Origin of the sequence: Acidiphilium sp. PA, assembly GCF_026191915.1 — a bacterium.
Taxonomy (GTDB): Bacteria; Pseudomonadota; Alphaproteobacteria; order Acetobacterales; family Acetobacteraceae; genus Acidiphilium.
This window is the reverse complement of record NZ_JAIMBY010000011.1, coordinates 26,591-43,657: the sequence shown is the minus strand read 5'-3', so window position 1 is coordinate 43,657 and position 17,067 is coordinate 26,591. Positions and strand designations below refer to the sequence as shown.

23 protein-coding genes are annotated in these 17,067 nt (G+C 61.9%); 16 read left to right on the top strand and 7 right to left on the bottom strand.

The genetic code is table 11. The features are described from left to right. Positions 1–14 precede the first annotated feature (14 nt). From AruPA_RS13560 to AruPA_RS13540, 5 genes are all read right to left on the bottom strand, one after another. Positions 15–704, bottom strand: coding sequence for a cytochrome c biogenesis CcdA family protein (locus AruPA_RS13560; RefSeq protein WP_265637251.1), 690 nt, complete (start codon positions 702–704; stop codon positions 15–17). Beyond that, a complete protein-coding gene (locus AruPA_RS13555; RefSeq protein WP_265637249.1) occupies positions 701–916 on the bottom strand; it encodes a heavy-metal-associated domain-containing protein in 216 nt (71 codons plus the stop codon). The genes AruPA_RS13560 and AruPA_RS13555 overlap by 4 nt, the downstream gene beginning before the upstream one ends. Further along, positions 913–1,398, bottom strand: coding sequence for a MerR family DNA-binding protein (locus AruPA_RS13550; RefSeq protein ID WP_265637248.1), 486 nt, complete (start codon positions 1,396–1,398; stop codon positions 913–915). The genes AruPA_RS13555 and AruPA_RS13550 overlap by 4 nt, the downstream gene beginning before the upstream one ends. A gap of 272 nt (positions 1,399–1,670) precedes the next feature. Then, positions 1,671–1,838, bottom strand: a complete 168-nt coding sequence (locus AruPA_RS13545) for a hypothetical protein (RefSeq protein WP_265637247.1) — start codon at positions 1,836–1,838, stop codon at positions 1,671–1,673. A 50-nt stretch (positions 1,839–1,888) separates the two neighbouring features. Continuing rightward, positions 1,889–2,287 (bottom strand): efflux RND transporter permease subunit, encoded by a 399-nt coding sequence (locus AruPA_RS13540; RefSeq protein ID WP_265637246.1) that lies wholly within the window; start codon positions 2,285–2,287, stop codon positions 1,889–1,891. Positions 2,288–2,903: 616 nt separating this feature from the next. On the opposite strand from AruPA_RS13540, the gene AruPA_RS13535 reads away from it, so the two are divergent. Continuing rightward, the gene (locus AruPA_RS13535) at positions 2,904–3,206 is read left to right on the top strand and encodes a DUF736 domain-containing protein (protein ID WP_265637245.1); all 303 of its coding nucleotides are present in this window, start codon (positions 2,904–2,906) and stop codon (positions 3,204–3,206) included. Positions 3,207–3,258: 52 nt separating this feature from the next. Here AruPA_RS13535 and AruPA_RS13530 read toward each other — a convergent pair whose 3' ends face one another. Beyond that, positions 3,259–3,585: a helix-turn-helix domain-containing protein gene (locus AruPA_RS13530; protein ID WP_265637244.1), complete on the bottom strand. Its 327-nt coding sequence runs from the start codon at positions 3,583–3,585 to the stop codon at positions 3,259–3,261. Between the two features lie 137 nt (positions 3,586–3,722). Between AruPA_RS13530 and AruPA_RS13525 the strand changes: the two genes are divergently transcribed. The 8 genes from AruPA_RS13525 to AruPA_RS13495 all read left to right on the top strand — a co-directional run bounded on the left by AruPA_RS13525 (position 3,723) and on the right by AruPA_RS13495 (position 10,732). Further along, positions 3,723–4,010 (top strand): DUF2285 domain-containing protein, encoded by a 288-nt coding sequence (locus AruPA_RS13525; protein ID WP_265637243.1) that lies wholly within the window; start codon positions 3,723–3,725, stop codon positions 4,008–4,010. Positions 4,011–4,164: 154 nt separating this feature from the next. Further along, complete coding sequence (locus AruPA_RS21820) at positions 4,165–4,386, top strand: transcriptional regulator domain-containing protein (protein WP_408858659.1); 222 nt, start codon at positions 4,165–4,167, stop codon at positions 4,384–4,386. Between the two features lie 7 nt (positions 4,387–4,393). Then, positions 4,394–4,960 carry a DNA -binding domain-containing protein gene (locus tag AruPA_RS13520; protein ID WP_265637242.1) on the top strand — a complete coding sequence of 189 codons (567 nt, stop codon included), beginning with the start codon at positions 4,394–4,396 and terminating at the stop codon, positions 4,958–4,960. Between the two features lie 255 nt (positions 4,961–5,215). Next, positions 5,216–5,482 carry an AlpA family transcriptional regulator gene (locus AruPA_RS13515; protein ID WP_265637341.1) on the top strand — a complete coding sequence of 89 codons (267 nt, stop codon included), beginning with the start codon at positions 5,216–5,218 and terminating at the stop codon, positions 5,480–5,482. Between the two features lie 23 nt (positions 5,483–5,505). Further along, complete coding sequence (locus tag AruPA_RS13510; RefSeq protein WP_265637241.1) at positions 5,506–6,324, top strand: replication initiator protein A; 819 nt, start codon at positions 5,506–5,508, stop codon at positions 6,322–6,324. A gap of 493 nt (positions 6,325–6,817) precedes the next feature. Next, positions 6,818–7,357: a S26 family signal peptidase gene (locus tag AruPA_RS13505; protein WP_265637240.1), complete on the top strand. Its 540-nt coding sequence runs from the start codon at positions 6,818–6,820 to the stop codon at positions 7,355–7,357. Between the two features lie 274 nt (positions 7,358–7,631). Further along, entirely contained in the window at positions 7,632–8,276 is a 645-nt protein-coding gene (locus AruPA_RS13500; RefSeq protein WP_265637340.1) for a lytic transglycosylase domain-containing protein, read from the top strand. 659 nt (positions 8,277–8,935) lie between these two features. After that, positions 8,936–10,732, top strand: a complete 1,797-nt coding sequence (locus tag AruPA_RS13495) for a DUF3363 domain-containing protein (RefSeq protein ID WP_265637239.1) — start codon at positions 8,936–8,938, stop codon at positions 10,730–10,732. 19 nt (positions 10,733–10,751) lie between these two features. Here AruPA_RS13495 and AruPA_RS13490 read toward each other — a convergent pair whose 3' ends face one another. Continuing rightward, the gene (locus AruPA_RS13490) at positions 10,752–11,153 is read right to left on the bottom strand and encodes a helix-turn-helix domain-containing protein (protein WP_265637238.1); all 402 of its coding nucleotides are present in this window, start codon (positions 11,151–11,153) and stop codon (positions 10,752–10,754) included. Between the two features lie 125 nt (positions 11,154–11,278). On the opposite strand from AruPA_RS13490, the gene merA reads away from it, so the two are divergent. The 7 genes from merA to AruPA_RS13455 all read left to right on the top strand — a co-directional run bounded on the left by merA (position 11,279) and on the right by AruPA_RS13455 (position 17,063). Next, positions 11,279–12,718 (top strand): mercury(II) reductase, encoded by a 1,440-nt coding sequence (gene merA, locus AruPA_RS13485; protein ID WP_265637237.1) that lies wholly within the window; start codon positions 11,279–11,281, stop codon positions 12,716–12,718. 29 nt (positions 12,719–12,747) lie between these two features. Further along, the gene (locus AruPA_RS13480) at positions 12,748–13,311 is read left to right on the top strand and encodes a redoxin family protein (RefSeq protein WP_265637236.1); all 564 of its coding nucleotides are present in this window, start codon (positions 12,748–12,750) and stop codon (positions 13,309–13,311) included. A gap of 8 nt (positions 13,312–13,319) precedes the next feature. After that, on the top strand, positions 13,320–13,847 hold the full coding sequence (locus AruPA_RS13475) for a hypothetical protein (RefSeq protein ID WP_265637235.1): 528 nt from the start codon (positions 13,320–13,322) through the stop codon (positions 13,845–13,847). After that, entirely contained in the window at positions 13,844–14,242 is a 399-nt protein-coding gene (locus AruPA_RS13470; RefSeq protein WP_265637234.1) for a hypothetical protein, read from the top strand. Before AruPA_RS13475 ends, AruPA_RS13470 begins: the two co-directional genes overlap by 4 nt. Before the next feature lie 561 nt (positions 14,243–14,803). Further along, complete coding sequence (locus tag AruPA_RS13465; protein WP_265637233.1) at positions 14,804–16,219, top strand: multicopper oxidase family protein; 1,416 nt, start codon at positions 14,804–14,806, stop codon at positions 16,217–16,219. Positions 16,220–16,248: 29 nt separating this feature from the next. After that, positions 16,249–16,698 carry a DUF411 domain-containing protein gene (locus AruPA_RS13460; RefSeq protein WP_265637232.1) on the top strand — a complete coding sequence of 150 codons (450 nt, stop codon included), beginning with the start codon at positions 16,249–16,251 and terminating at the stop codon, positions 16,696–16,698. Next, positions 16,695–17,063: a hypothetical protein gene (locus tag AruPA_RS13455; RefSeq protein WP_265637231.1), complete on the top strand. Its 369-nt coding sequence runs from the start codon at positions 16,695–16,697 to the stop codon at positions 17,061–17,063. Before AruPA_RS13460 ends, AruPA_RS13455 begins: the two co-directional genes overlap by 4 nt. Positions 17,064–17,067 lie beyond the last annotated feature (4 nt).

Sequence of the window (17,067 nt, the reverse complement as noted above, 5' to 3'; positions counted from 1 at the left end):
TTTCATTCCGGCATTCACATGCCCGGCATCGGTTGGCGGATCGAGACGAACAAACCGTAACGGATCGACCAGAGGCCAAGGGCAATCAGCACCAACCCCGCGATCGTCGGCATCCGGCGCGAAAAACGGCCAAGCCAGTCGATCGCCCGGCGCGCCGGCGCAAACAGGACCGCAAGGACGAGCGGTAGCGACAGCGCGACACCAAATAGCGCGAGCGAGAGAAATCCTTTGACAAGCGGTCTGCCGTCCGCACTGCTCGCTGCGGCGGTACCCAGAAGCGCCAGGATAAGAGGGGCGGCGCAGGCAGGGATATTGAAACCGAACAGTACGCCCAGACCAGCCGATCCGCGCATGTTGGACAGACGGGAGAAGCTGGGACCGACTGAGACCATCAGACGGCCGGCGTAGCCGGTTAGAACAAGCAAGCCGAGGATGGCATAAAGGCTGCCCAGGGCAATCCAGATGTCCTTTTGCACTCCCAGGAACAGACTTCCCAGGAACGCTGCAAGCAGGCCGAACAAGCCGATCGTCACGGCGCGCGACAAGGCAAACCCGACCGTTTGGACAAGCTTGTTTCTGGGACTCTTGTTTTCCAGAAATCCGATGAAGACCAGCGTGGTGCCCAGCGTGCAGGGCTCGATAAAGCCAAACAGCCCGAGACCGATCGGCAGCAGAATCGTCGCGGTGACGAAATCAGGGCTCATAGCCGTGCAGTTACTCGGTAACCGGGGCGTTCCATGACCGCCGCAAGCCGATCTTCCGTAACAGTCTCCGGATCATACAGAATCCGCGCTTCGCCATCCTTGAACGAGGCGGCAGCGGCCTTCACGCCCGGCTCCTTTTCCATCAGGGCTTTGACGGTGCTGGCGCAGCCGTCGCAGCGCAGCCCCTCGATCTTGAAAATCGTGTTTTTCATTGGTCTTTTCTTTCCTTGTTGAGGGCGGTTCTGTTGGTGTCGGCTGACACCTCTTTCTCCGAACGACCGCCACAGCAAGGCGGTGTCAGCGCGTCCATGATCGAGCACCCCTGCAAACCACCCTGCCCAGGGCAAGCCGCAATCAGACGCTCCAACGCAGCGCCGATGTCATGGAGCCGCTGGATTTTCCGCTGCACTTCGGCGAGCTTCGTGGTGGCCTGCTTCTGGACTTCGGCGCAATCGGTGTCGGGATCAGCTCGCAACGCCAGAAGTTCGTGGATCTCTCGTAGCGAAAACCCGAGCTCTTGGGCTTCCTTGATAAACCGGATGCGTTCGATCGTCTCTGCAGGATAGTGCCGCATCCCTAAACCAGCCGGCTTCGGCGGTTGTCGAACAAGATGCTGCCGCTCGTAGAACCGGATCGTCTCGACTCCCACGCCCGCCTCACGTGCGGCGTTTCCTATAGTCAGGCTTGCTCTCATCTTCCACCTCCCGGCCAATATGGCGTCCGTACAGTGGTACGGAGTCAAGAGGCAGAGACAATGTGAAAGCAAATTTGAAATTGAACCTCCCCGATTGAGCACACTCGCCGATAAAGTCGCGCGAAGTTACATCAATGGATCGAAAATTATGGATACCGTTGAAAAAAAGGTCGATGAGATTGGGCTTGTATGGTGCGGTGACCAGCGATGGTTGCCGATGGTCGGGGTCGTTTCTCCGTCGCCGGCTGTTTGATCCGCGGGTTGATGATGGGTCATGCGGGCTGTGCCAGCTCACTCGGCGGCCCGTGAGCGCAGAGGCGGACGAGCGTCTTCAGGTCCTGGATCGTCGCGGCGAGCAGGAATTCGTCCGAGGCGCCCGTCAATCCACGTAGCCGCAGGTGGCGTAGCCCGAGATTGCGCTTCAAATGGTCGAACAGCATCTCGATCTACTTGCGATCGCGCACCGCTCTCTGGAAGGCTTTTGTGCCTATCAGAGTTGGGACTTGTTCACGCTCGACTGCAGCATCCAACGCTCGTACAAATCAGTGACGAGGGAGGTGCCGGCGCTGAGGGCCAGGGGCAGCAGACCGAGGCCGGTGACGATCGCGGTGATCAGGATCGCGGGCAGCCGGTCCATCGGGCCCTGGCGCACCGTGGTGGCATCCCAGCGCTGGCCGTGGTCGCGCACCAGGCGGCCGTAATGGATCATCAGCATCAGGCTGTTGCGCAGCGCGATGCCGAACAGGATGACAAAACCGACCATGGCGCCGCCCGATACGTTGGCGAGGCCGTTCTGCACCGTGAAGGGCTGGTCGAACGTGCCGAACAGAGCGAGCCTGCGGCGCGGCAAACTGGTCAAGCCGCCGCGCTGCCACTGCTTTCGACCCATATCCACCCCATGTCAGCAACGACCGTGCCGTTCTGGCAAACATTTGACGGGCCGGTAATCGATGGCCGGCTACGCGAGACCAAACCGTTCTGCATTCTACTCGCAGCGCTAGTTCATTACGACGCACGTACGAAACTGCTGTCAGCCGCCGCCGGAATGACGCACTCGCTCATATACCTCGGCCCCGTTTCCTCGCATCCAGCCAAGACGTCGATCTGCACATCGCTAAACCTTCTGCATTGGCTTGACCGTCGCCCAGCGGGAGACAGTCTGTCTGAATTGGTGCAACTCACCGACCGGTGCCGTGCCATCGTGACACCTTGATCGTTGCGGGACAGATTCGCCACGTTGTCCTTGAGGCTTGGCGCGTGACCACCCGTTCGGCCTCGTCATGGGCGGATCTAGCCGAAAGGCGATCGCCTGCCCGCAACGGTGCTGCCGCGACTTTCTTCCCCTGCCGCCCAAGGGCGGCATTCCTCGCGAGGCAAGAAACTCTCGCAGCGCCATCCTCCGCTGCGCTACGGCCGCAAGCGGTGCGGGTCGATCGCCTCTCGGCTCCAGGACCGCCATCGAGGCCGCGCGGGGTGGCCCGACAACCAAGCGAAGGAGAACGATCATGGCGATCATCGGCAACTTCACCAAGGACGCGAACGGCTACAACGGCACCGTCCGGACCCTCAGCATCAACGCCAAGGCGCGACTGGTTCCCGCCGAAAACGGCACCGACAAAGCCCCTGATTTCAGGGTTTTCGCCGCCGGCAATGTCGAACTGGGAGCCGCCTGGCGCCGTAAGGCCAAGGAGACCGGGCGTGAATACCTTTCGGTCAAGCTCGACGACCCCAGCTTCCCGCAACCGATCTACGCCAGCCTGGTCGAGGTCGAGCCGGAAGGCAGCTACAATCTGATCTGGTCCCGCTGAGGCCAGCCGACACGACGCCCCGCCCGCAGGGAACGGGGCGTTTCGTCGGCGATCAGCGATCTGACGGGTTGCGACCAAGACGCCGTCGTTTCCGGGGGGCCGCTGCAAGTGGTTTCGACGGCAGCGACTCGGGTTGCTCGGCGATTGCCGCCACGGTTTCATCGAACAGGCTGGCTGGCGATATCTTCAACCCGTCGCAAACGGCCCAGAGCGTAAGCAGTGTCACGTTCTGTTTGCCCAGCTCCATGCTGCTGACGTGGGCACGATCGACACCCATCAACAGTGCCACCGCCTCCTGACTGAGCTTCGCCTCCAGTCGCGCGCGCCGTAGATTCGCTCCAAAGAGTCGCCGAATGTCCATCCAGAGGATGGAGCGCAATCGCGTATTTCCGCGCTACGTATTATAATACGCGAGTTGCAAGACGCGCCGCATTGCGCTTGATCGTGGCCGCCGCAATTTATCTGATTGTGAAAACCTTGGCATGGCGAGAAAATATCGCCGAGAAGGACCCCGAGATGCGCAAACCCAGTTTCGATGCGCCAATCGCCGATGAGGCGCCAATCTCCGATCAACTGACACCGTATGACGAAATCCATGTGATCCATTACGTGATCCTGCTCGACGCCGAGCGTGAGCACGTGCCGTGGGACGAGGTCGCGCGCGAGGCGCTCCTGATCGATCCGGCAAAAGAGCGTGACCGTGCGCGCCGGGCTTATGACACCCATCTCGCACGAGCCCGATGGATGGCAAATTCCGGCTGGCGGCAGTTACTTCAGACCAACGGCATTCAGCGCAGCCCCTAAGTTTTCGGCTATTCGCGTCAAAAGCCGGATCATGTCGAGACGGTAACGGAAAGTTGATGCGTGGTTAGGTCGCGGGTGGCGTTGTCAAGTCGCCGGGCGATCCGAAGTCGATTCAGATAACGAGGCAGGAGCGCTGTCGCGTTGGAGACACGAGATGCGGCCATTCACGCGAGAGCGGCTGGCCGCCCGGTATCGGTATATCGAAAGCCTATCGCCGGACGGTCTGGTCTGGGAGTTGGTTAGACGCAGTGCCGCGTACCGCGAGGATTACGCGGCGGCGGTCGAATGCGCGCACGAGGCGCAGCCAGAAGCGCCACTGTCGCTCTGCGCTCGATGGAGGTTACGAATTCCTGGAAAGTCCCGATACGACCGGTGACAATGCCATGCTTTTCTGGACGGCCGAGGCTATCGCGCGTGCCGTTCATGTTCGTGTCGGCCACGACGAATCGATCGGCAACTCCCTCGTGCGGTTCGATCCCGACAAGTGGGGCGCGCATTACGCTGGCCGTCCGACGGCGGATGGCTATCATCTCGTCGTCGCGCCGTCATCCAGCGTTCGCCATCACCTGATATTCCAATCGCGTGACCCACCGCCCGTGAGCGCACCGCTGACGCCGGTGGTTCTCTGGGATGCCTGGCATCCTGAGCGACTGGAAGCCGCGCAAGCATTCTGGAGGTTTGCGGCCCATCCGCGGGTTCGGCTCCCTTCCAGCCTCCCGAGGCCGAAACCACATCCGCGCGGGTTGAAAATTGCCTATATGGCCTGGGCACTCGACCTCGCCGGTACTGGCGCGAGCGAACGCGACACCCACCGCGCCCTGCTCGGCGAGCCGCCGGCGGCCTGGGAGGACAGCGGCGCTCGCAGTCGCGTTCGCACCCTCGTTGCCACCGCGCGCCGCTGGCGCGATGGCGCCGCTTTCAAATTGCTGAAACCGCTGCGACCCATCTGATTTCCCCTTGCCATTGCGCAACAGCACAGCTGTCCCCGACGTGAGAAGGCCGTGGTCAGATTCAGGTCCGGGACGTGCGTCCAAGGTTTTTGCCAAAGTTTACGCTGTCGATCAGCGACGCGGGTCGGTCAGGCGGGTCGTGCCCTGGCCGATTTTGGCACTCTCCTGGAAACGGCCCTGAGCAACCTCTAGCCAAACGCCGATCCTGCGTGGCGATGCGCGCCGATGACCGGCCGCCCGATGGAAATCGCCGTCATGCAACAGGACACACTCCCTAATCTGCCACCACGCTATCTGCGAACACCGGAAGCAGCACGATTCCTTGGCTTGTCAGGTCGAACGCTGGAGAAACATCGCTGCTTCGGCAGTGGTCCCGCCTATCGCAAGATCGGCGGCCGGGTTGTCTATCGGCTAGTTGACCTACAGGACTGGGCTGAATCCGGTGCTCGGCATTCCACCTCTGATCCCGGCACCAGCGCTGCCCGTGGCCCGGGACGTCCGGCTCGACGTGTTTCGCAATGAACGCCGATCACCCCTTGCCGGCAATGCTCGAGCACGCCCGTCCGCGCGCACCGGTCGATCTAATGAACTGGCCCTGGTTCAGCTTGGCCAAGACCCCGCGCACGGCACCGATCCGTTATCAGGGGAAGAAGCATTCCGTTCACATCGCGCCGGTGGCGGGTGCCCCAGGCATCGCGACGATCTGGGACGCCGACATCCTGATCTGGGCCACCGCACAGCTCGTTCAGGCGCAGGATGAGCGGCTACCAATCTCCCGCCGGCTAATTGCCCCGGCAAGCCGCATTCTGGGCTTCCTGGGGCGTGGTACCGGCCGCAGCCAGTATGTCCGGCTCACCGCCGCCATCGATCGTCTGGCGGGCACCGTCGTCGAGACCACACTCGGTGCCACGGCCGACGCGCCGATCCGGTTCCGCTGGATCGAAGCCTGGGAAGCCACGCCGGCGGGCGTCTTGCTGACACTTCCGGATTGGTTGCTCACGTCGGTACGACAACGCCGAGTTCTGTCCGTCGATCCCGACCATTTCGGCTTGACGGGCGGCATCGAGCGTTGGCTCTGGCTGCTGGCGCGCAAGCATGCCGCCCAACAATCCACAGGCTGGATCGTTTCATTCGACCTGCTGTACGCCCGTTCCGGAAGTGCCGCACGGCACTGCGACTTCGTCGCGGCCTTGCGAAGGTTGTCGCGCTCCGGGCGGCTGCTGACATATCGGCTCGATCCGGTCTGGCACCGTGGAAAGGAGGGGGTGCGGATCGGTCGATATGCCGTGCCCATCCACAGTGCCGCATTGGTGCCTGGGGATAACCCGGGGTTTTTGTCCCCAAACCGGGAGGACCGGCTGTGAACGACCACGGCCTATCACCCGACGGCTCACGGCCTATCACCCGTATTTGTGCGGTCTATCAAACGGACGCCGGAAAATTTTCCCGATACGATTCAATCGATTGCGCGGCATTTCGGCGCCCCTACTTTCTTACTGAATCTAGTACTGAGTCTTACCTTGTTATAGTAGGCGGCCGAGGGCAAAAAATCGGCGCTCGGATCGACCCGATTGACCGGGATTGTTCAACCCGTTCAACCCGACCATCCAGTCGTCGTGCGCATCCAAAGCAAGCGGCATTGAGGAGCGGACTTTGGGAAGGGCATTGCCTTCTTGCGAGCGTCCCTACTGTCGCTGGGCGGTTGCAGATCCTGCCTTCCACCGGCCGGCGGAAGGCAATAGCAATGAGGCAACGCGAGTCTCTGACCAGCCCGATGCTGACATGCGGCGGTCATCTTCCCGAACACTGGCTGCGCTTTGGTCACGTCTGGCTGCAAGCCGACAGCATTGCCGCGTCATGATGCACCTCCATCATCCGACGCGCAGGGTGCTGTTCGGCGGTATCGCTGGCTTGATCTTGATGGCGGCATCCGCACTGCACGCGCGACCGATAATCGTGTGGAATTCCACCGCCAGCACACCCATCGGTCTATGGCGTGTTCTGCCAAAATCGAGCCGGGATCACCTGCGCGTCGGGGACTTCGTGCTGTTCTGGCCGGCCCGGCGCAGCGCGACGCTGTTCTCGAAGCGGGATTACCTGCCGCTTGGTGTGCCGCTACTCAAGCGCGTCGCCGCCATCGCCGGGCGCACCGTTTGCGAGCAGCACGGACAGGTATCGATTGACGGGCGTCCTGTCGCGAATGCGCTCATGCGCGACGGGCGTGGACGCAGGCTGATTGCTTGGGCCGGCTGCGGCCGCCTCCCTTCCGGGTTCATCTTCGTGCTGATCCCCAACGTGCCGACATCGCTCGACGGACGGTATTTCGGGCCGACGCCGATCAGCAGCGTCATCGGTCGGGTTACACCGCTTTGGATCCCCGGAAGTCACGTGCCATGACCCGCCATCATCCTCCCCGGACCATCCTGTTGTTCCGCCCAGGGAGGGCAATACTGCCGCCCTTGCCGATCATCGAACCGATGGCGCGCGCAGCGAACGTCAAAGGCGGCTCAACCGGCGCGGTCTGGCACGCTCTGCCGTCGACTGAAGCGAGTATGCTCGCGGCGCTTCGTCTTGTGGCGTTATTGGACATATTCACCGCCAGAAGCTGCAATTCGTGGCCCTCGTAACCTTGGCCACAACGTGCGGTCTTGCTGCCAAAGCAGCGTTGTTCGTGCCGCTTCATGGGTCACCTCTCTGCCGCAACCCCGCAACGTTTGCGCACAACGGCAGAACCCGCATAGCCATCTGGCAGCCCGACATCGCAGCAGCTTCGCGTCGCTTCGGCGTGCCAGAACGTTGGATCAAGGCCGTGATGCGCGTCGAGAGCGGCGGCCATCTGACACTGAACGGGCAACCGATCCGATCAGCGGCCGGCGCAATAGGCCTGATGCAGGTAATGCCGCGGACCTATGCCGAACTGCGCATCCGCTACAATCTCGGGGCAAATCCGGATGCACCGCGCGACAACATCATGGCCGGTGCTGCATACCTGCACGAAATGTTCGATCGATTTGGCGTGCCATGGTTTCTGGCAGCCTACAACGCCGGTCCTGCCCGGGTTGAACAAACTCTTCGCACCGGTCGCGCACTTCCAGCGCAAACGGAACGCTATCTTGCGGCGGTCATCCCCAGGATCAACGAACTGATCGAAACCCCGCGGGTCATCGCAAGTCGGGCGCCCGTTTCGATGTTCGCCTATCGAGCTGCGACTGATCTGCGGAAGACTATGCGTCCTTCGGCAAGCACCGAAAATGATCTATTCCTGGCAAGATCTGAGTCAACCAAATCGCAACTGCCAACCGATCCGGCTCCATGAAACGTCCGGACTGCCTGCGGTTCAGGTCGAAAAATGTGTGTGCTCTTGTCATGAATTCGCGCGCCAACCGCGCTGTGACAAAAGCGTAGCGATGTTTCGCGTCGTAGCGAGCAAAACGGTAGCGAGGCGTATCAAAAGCGGCAGACGGCGACAACTGGCGGCTGACAAAATTGCATGAAGGCCATTGAAGATTTCGCTTTTGAGGGAGGGCAAGATAAAGGTGCATGGCACCACACGGCCCCGACCGCCGTGATTTTCGTGTCTGCACATTGGGTTAGCGAGGCCATGCACCGTGCCAAGAACTTGCCGAGACGCACGTCCATTCTACCAAGATGCGCGTCTTCGCTTCAAATCTTGCAGTGCCACCAAAGCACCTTCTCGATTTCAGCGGTCATCGGCATGATCGGGCGATGGCTCACAATCAAGATGATCTGCCCCTCCGTCCCCAGCTTGGACGGAAGCGGACCGGCGGTGACCGCCCGGCTCTGGCATCGGCGCAAATCAAGCGCGCGATATCTCGTGCAGGGGCACTCGGCCGATCAGTTGCATCCCCAACAACGGACGCCGGTCGTCATATTGCCAGCCTTCCCGCCAAGCGAGGACGTGGCGCCACCTTCGCGCGCGGTAGGGCCGCATCACCCCGTGGATGGTCGAATACCATGCCCGGCGCCCGAAGGGTTGTGGTCAAGGCGCGCTACACCCTGATGCGGACCGGTAGCCGCGCCGCCGCCGTCCATCTGCGCTATCTCCAGCGTGATGGCGTGACCCGCGATGGTGCTCCCGGACAACTCTATTCGGCGACATCGGATCGCGCTGATGGTTCCGAATTTCTGGATCGCGCAAATGGCGATCCACGCCAGTTCAGGTTGATCGTCGCGCCCGAGGATGGACCGCAGCTCTCGGATTTACCGTCCTTCACGCGTGACCTGATGCGGCAAGTCGAGCAGGATCTGGCGACGAAGCTTGATTGGGTTGCTGTCGATCACTTCAACACTGGCCATCCTCATACGCACATCGTGATCCGCGGCGTCGATGAACGGGGCGAGAATCTCGTGATCGCCGGCGCTTACCTTGCGCACGGTATCCGTGAACGCGCGTCGGAACTCGCGACGATCGAGCTCGGCCCGCAAACCGTCCTCGAGCGTCAGCAAAAACTGTCTCGCGAAGTCGATCAGGAAAGACTGACCCGGATCGACCGCGCTCTGCTGCGAGAAGCAGGAGAAACGGCCACCGATATCATCGACACGCGAGTCACCCCACAGGCGCGTCATGGCGATTTCGATCGACATCTCCGGATAGGGCGACTGCAAACGCTGCAGCGGCTTGATGTTGCCCAGGAGATCGATACCGGACGCTGGTCGCTGAAACCACAAATGGAGCAGACCCTCCGCCAACTCGGCGAGCAGGGTGACATCATCAAAACCATGCACCGCGCGATGGCGAGCCACCGGATAGAACGGGGTGCCGAACAAATTGTCATTCATGGCAAGGACGAAGCGATAGCAGCTCCCATTATCGGCCGGCTGCTTGGCCGCGGGCTTGGTGCCGACGAACTGGGTGACCGCGTTCATCTGGTGGTCGATGGCATCGACGGTCGCGCCCATTACATCGAGCTTCCAACCCAAATCGCGAACATCGAAACGACATCGATGGGCGCCATCATCGAGATTGGCGCGGCAGGTCGGCAACCACGTGCCGCCGATCGAAACATCGCACACATTGCGGCAGAGCACGACGGACTATATCGGACCGCAGATCACCTGATAATGGCGCGTGCCGATCAAGGGATCGCTGATCCGGATGCCTACGTCGAGGCGCATATTCGTCGGCTCGAAACCTTACGACGCACGGGAGTTGTCGAGCGGCTGGATGCAGATCAATGGCGCGTTCCAACTGGGTTTGAACAACGTGCTGCCCAGCATGATGCCAGGCAAACACCCCCGGCCACCCTGAGCGTGCTGACAACACTTGACCTCGAGACGCAGATCGCCAGTGACGGCGCCACCTGGCTTGACCGGCAGCTCATCGGCAGGGATCGCATGCCGATCGCATCGGCCGGCTTCGGTACAGAGATCCAAGCGGCCTTGGAGCAGCGGCGTCAGCACCATATCGGGCAGGGTGATGCGAGCCGGGACGGGATGGGGCGTGTGCTCTATCGGCGCGATTTGTTGGCGACGCTCGAACGCCGAGAGCTGACCCGCGTGGGGCAACACATCGCTACAACCAGGGACCTGCCATTCCGTCTGGCGACGCGAGGCGAGACGATCCGCGGCACCCATCGCGAGACGGTGCAGCTTGCTTCCGGTCGCTACGCGCTGATTGAGAATGCCCGGGAATTCACCCTCGTGCCCTGGCGCCCGGTCATCGAGCGCAATCTTGGCCGGGAGGTTGTTGGAATGGTTACCGACGACGGGATTTCATGGCAGCTTGGACGAGGCCGTGGGCTGGGCGTTTGAGCAGATGATCGCGTTCACGCTATGGCGCTTGATGACGCGACAAGGCTTCGAGGAGCGCGCAGTCGGTTCCATCACCGGTGTCGCATTGGCTTATCAGATCGGTGAGCGCTCCTTGCATCGAAAGAAGATCGTCGATTTTGGCATGCACTTCAGTGAGATGTATCTGCGCAACGGATTTCACCTCTGCGCACGGGCGGTCGCGCTCGTCTGAGAGGCGCAGCAGGGCACGCACCTGATCGAGGGTGAAGCCGAGTTCCCGGGCGCGGCGGATGAAGTTCAACCGTTCGACGTGGGCGGGACGGTACATCCGGTGGCCGCCGGCGCTACGGCCGGGTTTGGCAAGGACGCCGATTTTTTCGTAAAACCGGATGGTCTCGATGTTGCAGCGCGCTTGGCGGGCCAACGCGCCGATCGGGATCATCGGTCCCGCCTTGTCTCGCGCCTTCGTGAACGCAGGAGAAGCTTTTCCGCTTGTATCTGGACTTACTACAGATCCCATACCTTGTCGCCTAGACCGACCCGGCACGAACGACAAGGACCAAACGCATGGACGCCGTGACAAGGCTTGATAGCCGCGCAACCAGAACATCGTCGACCCCCGATCTGGTGGTGATCGGCGCCGGCTCGGCGGGATTTTCCGCAGCGATCCGGGCGAGCGAACTCGGTGCGACGGTGGCGCTGATCGGTGATGGTACGATCGGGGGCACCTGCGTCAATGTTGGCTGCGTGCCGTCGAAAACCCTAATCCGTGCGGCCGAGGCGCTGCATCGGGCGAATTCGGCCCAGCGCTTCGCCGGCATTTCAGGCGGCGGCAGGCTTGACGATTGGTCGGCCCTGATCGCGCAGAAAGACCGGCTAGTGGCCGATCTCCGCGCCGCAAAGTATCAGGCGTTGCTGCCGGAATATGAGACAATACGGTATCTTCCGGGCCGCGCGCGGTTCACCCCGGCTGGTATCGAGGCAGCCGGGACGATGTTTCCGGCCGATCGGGTGTTGATCGCGACCGGTGCTTCGGCCGCCGTGCCGACAATACCTGGAATGGATGGGGTTCCCTACCTGACCAGCACCGCCGCCCTCGCACTGGAGGCTCTGCCCGCATCCCTGCTGATCATCGGCGGCGGCGTTATCGGCTGCGAACTCGGCCAGATGTTTGCGCGGTTCGGTGTCGCGGTCACCATCGTCTGCCGCACCCGGTTGTTGCCGGGCAGCGAGCCGGAGATCAGCGACGCCCTTGCCGGATATCTGCGCGATGAGGGCATCACCATCCGGGATGGCGCCCGATATCACGCCATCCGGCGCAGCGAGACCGGTATTGCCCTCGATGTCATGATCGAGGATCGCACCGAGACCATCGAGGCCGCGCGTGTCCTGGTTGCGACTGGGAGGCGCGCCAATACCGATGACATGGGGTTCGAGGCGGCAGGCATCGCGCTCGACCGCAACGGATCGATCCTAACCGACGAGTATCTCGCGACACGGCGGCCTGGCACCTATGCGGCCGGCGATGTCACCGGACGCGATCAGTATGTTTACATGGCGGCCTACGGCGCCAAACTGGCGGCGGAAAACGCCCTCAACGGCAATGTCAGGCGCTATGATGCGCGCGCTATGCCCGAGGTGGTATTCACCGATCCGCAGATGGCCAGCGTCGGCATGACCGAGGCCGAAGCCAAGCGCCAGGGTAACGAGGTGCGCACGGTTCGACTCGATCTTGCCTTGCTGCCCCGCGCGCTCGCCGCCCGCGACACGCGCGGATTGATCAAGCTGGTCGCGCAAGCCGGGAACCTGCGCCTGCTCGGCGCGCATATTCTGGCACCCGAAGGTGCGGACAGCATCCAGACGGCGGCGCTCGCGATCAGGCATAACCTCACCGTCACCGATCTGGCGGACACGCTGTTCCCGTATCTGACGACGGTCGAAGGGCTGAAACTCGCATCGCTCGGGTTTCAGAAGGACGTCGCCAAACTGTCCTGCTGCGCCGGATGACCATCTTCACCATGAAAGCAACCAACGCTATGAAACGATCCTGCAACTTCACGCCGAAACTGGCCGGCATCGCCGCAGCCGTCCTGATCCCGGGCTATGGGCTGGCCGCACCCTCCGGCACCATGGGGCCGGAAAATCCGCCGGCTTCGTCGGCCAGGACAGCACCGGATGCGGCGTTCCGCTCGCAGGGGCATCTGGTGGAACTCGCCACTTATCCAGGCCACAAGCTGATGATCTGGGAAGTCGCGACCTGGTGCGGCAGTTGCAAGGCGGGGCTGAAGGCGCTCGCGCATCACCAGGCGCTGATCGACAAGTCGCATCTGAAAGTCATTGTGCTCCGCGACTACAAGAACGGCGGTTATCCTGGCATCACGATCGAAAAATTTGCAGCCCAAGTAGCGCCAACACTCCTCAAGGACCCGCATTTCGTGTTTGGCGATGCCACCCGGGAGTTGGCCACCGCGTACGATCCTCACCATTATGTGGACATCTACCAGCTGATCGACGCTCGGAACCAGATCGTCACGACGTCCGCGGCGCCGTCCGTCACGTTTGGAAAGATCGAACATTTCATGGCGTCAAATTCGAAATGAGTGCGACGATGCCTATCGGTGCTCAATTCATGATCGTCCCGCAGGCGGTGCGCCTGGTGTTCGAACGGCCAAGTTATCGGACTCTGGCGGTGGTGAGTTTCCTCGTTCTGCTTGCCTTCTACCTCATGCTGCTGCCGGCGAGCGAAACCGGTGGCGCGGTCGGCTTGATCGCATTGCCGTTTCTGACCGCCCAGGACGTGATTCTGGCGATCGTGATGGCCGGTCTGCTTGCCGTGACCCTGCCGCTCGGCGTGTATGGCTGGCGGATGGGATCGGGTGGGGGTGTCGTCCGCAGTGCCTCGGGTTCGCTCGTCGCGCTGATCGCGCCGTTACTGTGTTGCTCGCCCGTTTTGCCCATTGCCATCGCAGCGATCGCAGCAAGCCTCCCGGCATTGGGTGCCGCGGCCACGCCGCTGCAAGGCTTCATCGCTACCCACGAACTCGGATTCTATCTCGCGGCCATCGCGCTGATGGCATGGGGGCTTCAGGGCAATGCAAAACGTGCGCTGTATTGCAACTGCGCGACGATCCGATGACCCGCCCAACCAATTTCGATGATGATGCCAGGAAAGCGCCGCATCATCGATGGTCCGCAAGGTTCGGCCTTGGCGGTGTGATCTCGTCGTTCGGCTGTGCGGCCTGTTGCGCGTTGCCGATCATCCTGGCCGGGTCCGCTCTCGCCGGTGCCTGGACGCTGCGCCTGCAGTTGCTGGTTGGCCCTTACGAGCGCTGGTGGTTGTGGGGGTCGATCATTCTGATGGCCTTAAGTGCGGTTTTCTGGGGGCGTGAGATACAGAATCTTGCCAAAGGCAGCGGTCAGCGCGTTCCGGTCATTGCGTATGGCGTCACACCGCTGATCCTGTTGCTGGGTGCGGTCCTTCTTGCTGGCACCCTGAGGATCGAACACGCAAGCTTGTCCGACTTTCTTTGAACACGGACTGCCAGAACCTCGCCTGCTACCCTCGTTTCGCAGGGGCGCCCCTTGCCAGAGTTGGAGGCGGGACATATTATTCAGTGGTGTTTAGACTAATGATACGCTTTCTGATGGCCCTTGTTCTCGTGATCACCACGAGTGTTCCTGTGTTCGCGCGGGCGATGCCGATGGCGCAACCCGCACCGGCAGCAGCGTCGGTCTGTCCCTCTCATGCGTGTTCAAACCATCATTCGCCGGGCGATTCGCAACATCGTCCCAAGAGTGCGCGTTGTATCGCCCCGGCCTGCACCAGTACCGTGGCATTACCAATCACCGGCCCAGACATCGTAGCATTTATCGACGTACCGACGACATATCATCCGCCGGTCGCGTCATTGAATCTCGGTTTGCGCCCGATACCGGATGCGCCGCCACCTCGATCCCTCTCGCTGAGCTGACCGCCGTCGGGTTTCCCCGGACGGGCGGTAAGACTGCTTTGTCCGGGCGCTGACGCGCCAGATCTGACCGTGATCCGGTTTGCGAAATAGCAGATCCACGGCCTGCGAGGGACCAGATTTAATGACAATCGAACATACGTCGGCTTTGCCGAGGCGAAGCCTGCTGAAAATCGGGCGCACCGGTGTCGCCGCGGCGGCCGTGCTGCCCTTTGTGTCACCGGCCCGGGCGGTCGCCGGCCAAACTGTCATCACCAACTTGCGGCCGATCCCGGCGCAAGCTGCAATTCTTGGCGCGGACAAGGCAAAAACCGCGGTTCTTGCCTATAACGGCACCGTATCCGGCCCGGTGGTCACGATGCACCAGGGCGTTCCGTTCAGGTCCCGCGTCGTCAATGGCATCGACCAGAACACCACGGTCCACTGGCACGGTATCCGCCTGCCGAACGCGATGGACGGCGTGCCTGACCTTACCCAGCCGCCGATCAGGCCCGGCGCCGCCTTCCAGTATGCGTTTACCCCGCCCGATGCCGGCACCTTCTGGTATCACCCGCACGACCATACCGCGCACCAGATGGGCCGGGGCATGGCGGGCGCCCTGATCGTCCGGGAAGCGGAACCACCGCCGTTCGATCGAGACCTGCTCTGGGTGTTGCAGGACTGGGCGTTTCAGCCGAACGATCAGTTCGTACCCGGCTTCGACACGCCGATGGAAGCCGCGATGAGCGGGCGGATCGGCAGTGTCGTCACCATCAACGGCATCGTGCCCGAACCGATTAAGGTGCGCGCCGGGGAACGGCTGCGGGTCCGGCTGGTCAATGCCTGTCTCGCGCGCTTCATGGCGCTTCGCTTTCCCGGCCATCGGGTAACGATCATCGCACTCGACGGCCAGCCTTGCCAGCCGTTCGCGCCGCCGGCCGGCAGCGTGATCATCGCCCCGGCCCAGCGGGTCGATCTGCAACTCGACGCGATCGGCGAGCCGGGTCGGGACTACCCGGTCGTCGATGATTTCTATGGCCGCCGCGCTACCTATCGTCTGGCGACCCTGGCCTACACGCGGCAATCGCCCCATCACCGGTCTTTGCCTGCGGCACCCCTCGGCCTGCCGCCGAATCCCGTGCCGAAACCGAATCTGACCAATCCGGTGCGCCATCACCTGACGATCACCGGCGGTATGATGAGCATGGGTATGCTTGCCGACGGCAAACAAGCGCCGGTCTGGGGTATCAAGGACGGGCGCAGGACGAACGACGGCATGGCGCCGATCTTCAGCATTCCGTTCGGCCGCACCGCACTGCTGACGCTGGAGAACCACACCTCGTTCTGGCACCCGATGCATCTGCACGGCTACAGCTACCAGGTTCTGTCGCGCAATGGTGTCAGGGAGCCCTATCCGCACCTGCGCGACACCGTGATCGTGCGCCCGAAAGACATGGTCGATATCGCGTTCGTCGCGAACAACCCCGGCAACTGGATGTTTCACTGCCACGTCATCGAGCACCAGGCTAACGGGCTGATGACCGTGATCAACGTCGCTTGACGCCAAACCCGAACCAAGGAGATCGACCGATGAAAAGACGCACCTTGCTTAATACCGGCATCGCTCTTGCCGTGCTGGCACCCGTCACGGCTTTCGCCGCACCGATTGAGGCGACCCTCTACAAGGATCCGTCGTGCTCGTGCTGCGAAGCCTACGCAAAGTATCTTGATAAGAACGGCTACAAGGTAAAGGTCGTTCCGTCGCCAAACCTTGAGCAGATCACGTTGGCATCAGGCATCCCACAGTCTTTGGTCGGTTGCCATCTGACCCGGATCGGCGACCATGTGTTCGAAGGGCACATTCCAGCACCACTCATCAAGAAATTCCTAGCCGAACCGTCGTCCGCAAAAGGACTGGCGATTCCAGGAATGCCGGTCGGCCTGCCGGGGATGCCCGCCATGGCCGGAATGGCAGCGTCGCCGGTCGCGGTCTATCTGGTCGGCACACCGAAACCGACCGTTTTCGCGGTCGTCAATTGAGCATTCCGCTCGTCAATCACCCAAAGGAAATCCAAATGTCGAAGTCTAAAACAGCATACATTGCGGCAACGTTGTCGGTTGCCGTTCTGTCCGCACCAGTCATCGCCAATGCCGCAACCACGCCGGCGCCGCAGGCCAAATCGATGGACGGCGGCGGCATGATGTCGGGCGGCAAAATGACCGGCAAAGGCAAGGCCGGTATGGGGGGCGGCGGCATGAAAGGCATGATGGGCATGATGGCGATGATGACAGCCTGCACCCGCGTGATGAACAAAATGGCCGACAACATGGGTCATGGCAAAATGGGTGCTCACCACGGCTCCATGATGGGCAAGCCCTCCACCTCCACCACGACCAAGTCTTAACATC

Bases quoted from the DNA above. Each gene is read 5' to 3' on its own strand.
- AruPA_RS13525 (WP_265637243.1), top strand. From the start codon at position 3,723: ATGCGCAAACCCAGTTTCGATGCGCCAATCGCCGATGAGGCGCCAATC.
- merA (WP_265637237.1), top strand. From the start codon at position 11,279: ATGGACGCCGTGACAAGGCTTGATAGCCGCGCAACCAGAACATCGTCG.
- AruPA_RS13465 (WP_265637233.1), top strand. From the start codon at position 14,804: ATGACAATCGAACATACGTCGGCTTTGCCGAGGCGAAGCCTGCTGAAA.
- AruPA_RS13520 (WP_265637242.1), top strand. From the start codon at position 4,394: ATGCTTTTCTGGACGGCCGAGGCTATCGCGCGTGCCGTTCATGTTCGT.
- AruPA_RS13505 (WP_265637240.1), top strand. From the start codon at position 6,818: ATGATGCACCTCCATCATCCGACGCGCAGGGTGCTGTTCGGCGGTATC.
- AruPA_RS13550 (WP_265637248.1), bottom strand. From the start codon at position 1,398: ATGAGAGCAAGCCTGACTATAGGAAACGCCGCACGTGAGGCGGGCGTG.
- AruPA_RS13510 (WP_265637241.1), top strand. From the start codon at position 5,506: ATGCTCGAGCACGCCCGTCCGCGCGCACCGGTCGATCTAATGAACTGG.
- AruPA_RS13560 (WP_265637251.1), bottom strand. From the start codon at position 704: ATGAGCCCTGATTTCGTCACCGCGACGATTCTGCTGCCGATCGGTCTC.
- AruPA_RS13515 (WP_265637341.1), top strand. From the start codon at position 5,216: ATGCAACAGGACACACTCCCTAATCTGCCACCACGCTATCTGCGAACA.
- AruPA_RS13495 (WP_265637239.1), top strand. From the start codon at position 8,936: ATGCCCGGCGCCCGAAGGGTTGTGGTCAAGGCGCGCTACACCCTGATG.
- AruPA_RS13555 (WP_265637249.1), bottom strand. From the start codon at position 916: ATGAAAAACACGATTTTCAAGATCGAGGGGCTGCGCTGCGACGGCTGC.
- AruPA_RS13535 (WP_265637245.1), top strand. From the start codon at position 2,904: ATGGCGATCATCGGCAACTTCACCAAGGACGCGAACGGCTACAACGGC.
- AruPA_RS13480 (WP_265637236.1), top strand. From the start codon at position 12,748: ATGAAACGATCCTGCAACTTCACGCCGAAACTGGCCGGCATCGCCGCA.
- AruPA_RS13545 (WP_265637247.1), bottom strand. From the start codon at position 1,838: ATGCTGTTCGACCATTTGAAGCGCAATCTCGGGCTACGCCACCTGCGG.
- AruPA_RS13540 (WP_265637246.1), bottom strand. From the start codon at position 2,287: ATGGGTCGAAAGCAGTGGCAGCGCGGCGGCTTGACCAGTTTGCCGCGC.
- AruPA_RS13475 (WP_265637235.1), top strand. From the start codon at position 13,320: ATGCCTATCGGTGCTCAATTCATGATCGTCCCGCAGGCGGTGCGCCTG.
- AruPA_RS21820 (WP_408858659.1), top strand. From the start codon at position 4,165: ATGCGGCCATTCACGCGAGAGCGGCTGGCCGCCCGGTATCGGTATATC.
- AruPA_RS13460 (WP_265637232.1), top strand. From the start codon at position 16,249: ATGAAAAGACGCACCTTGCTTAATACCGGCATCGCTCTTGCCGTGCTG.
- AruPA_RS13490 (WP_265637238.1), bottom strand. From the start codon at position 11,153: ATGATCCCGATCGGCGCGTTGGCCCGCCAAGCGCGCTGCAACATCGAG.
- AruPA_RS13470 (WP_265637234.1), top strand. From the start codon at position 13,844: ATGACCCGCCCAACCAATTTCGATGATGATGCCAGGAAAGCGCCGCAT.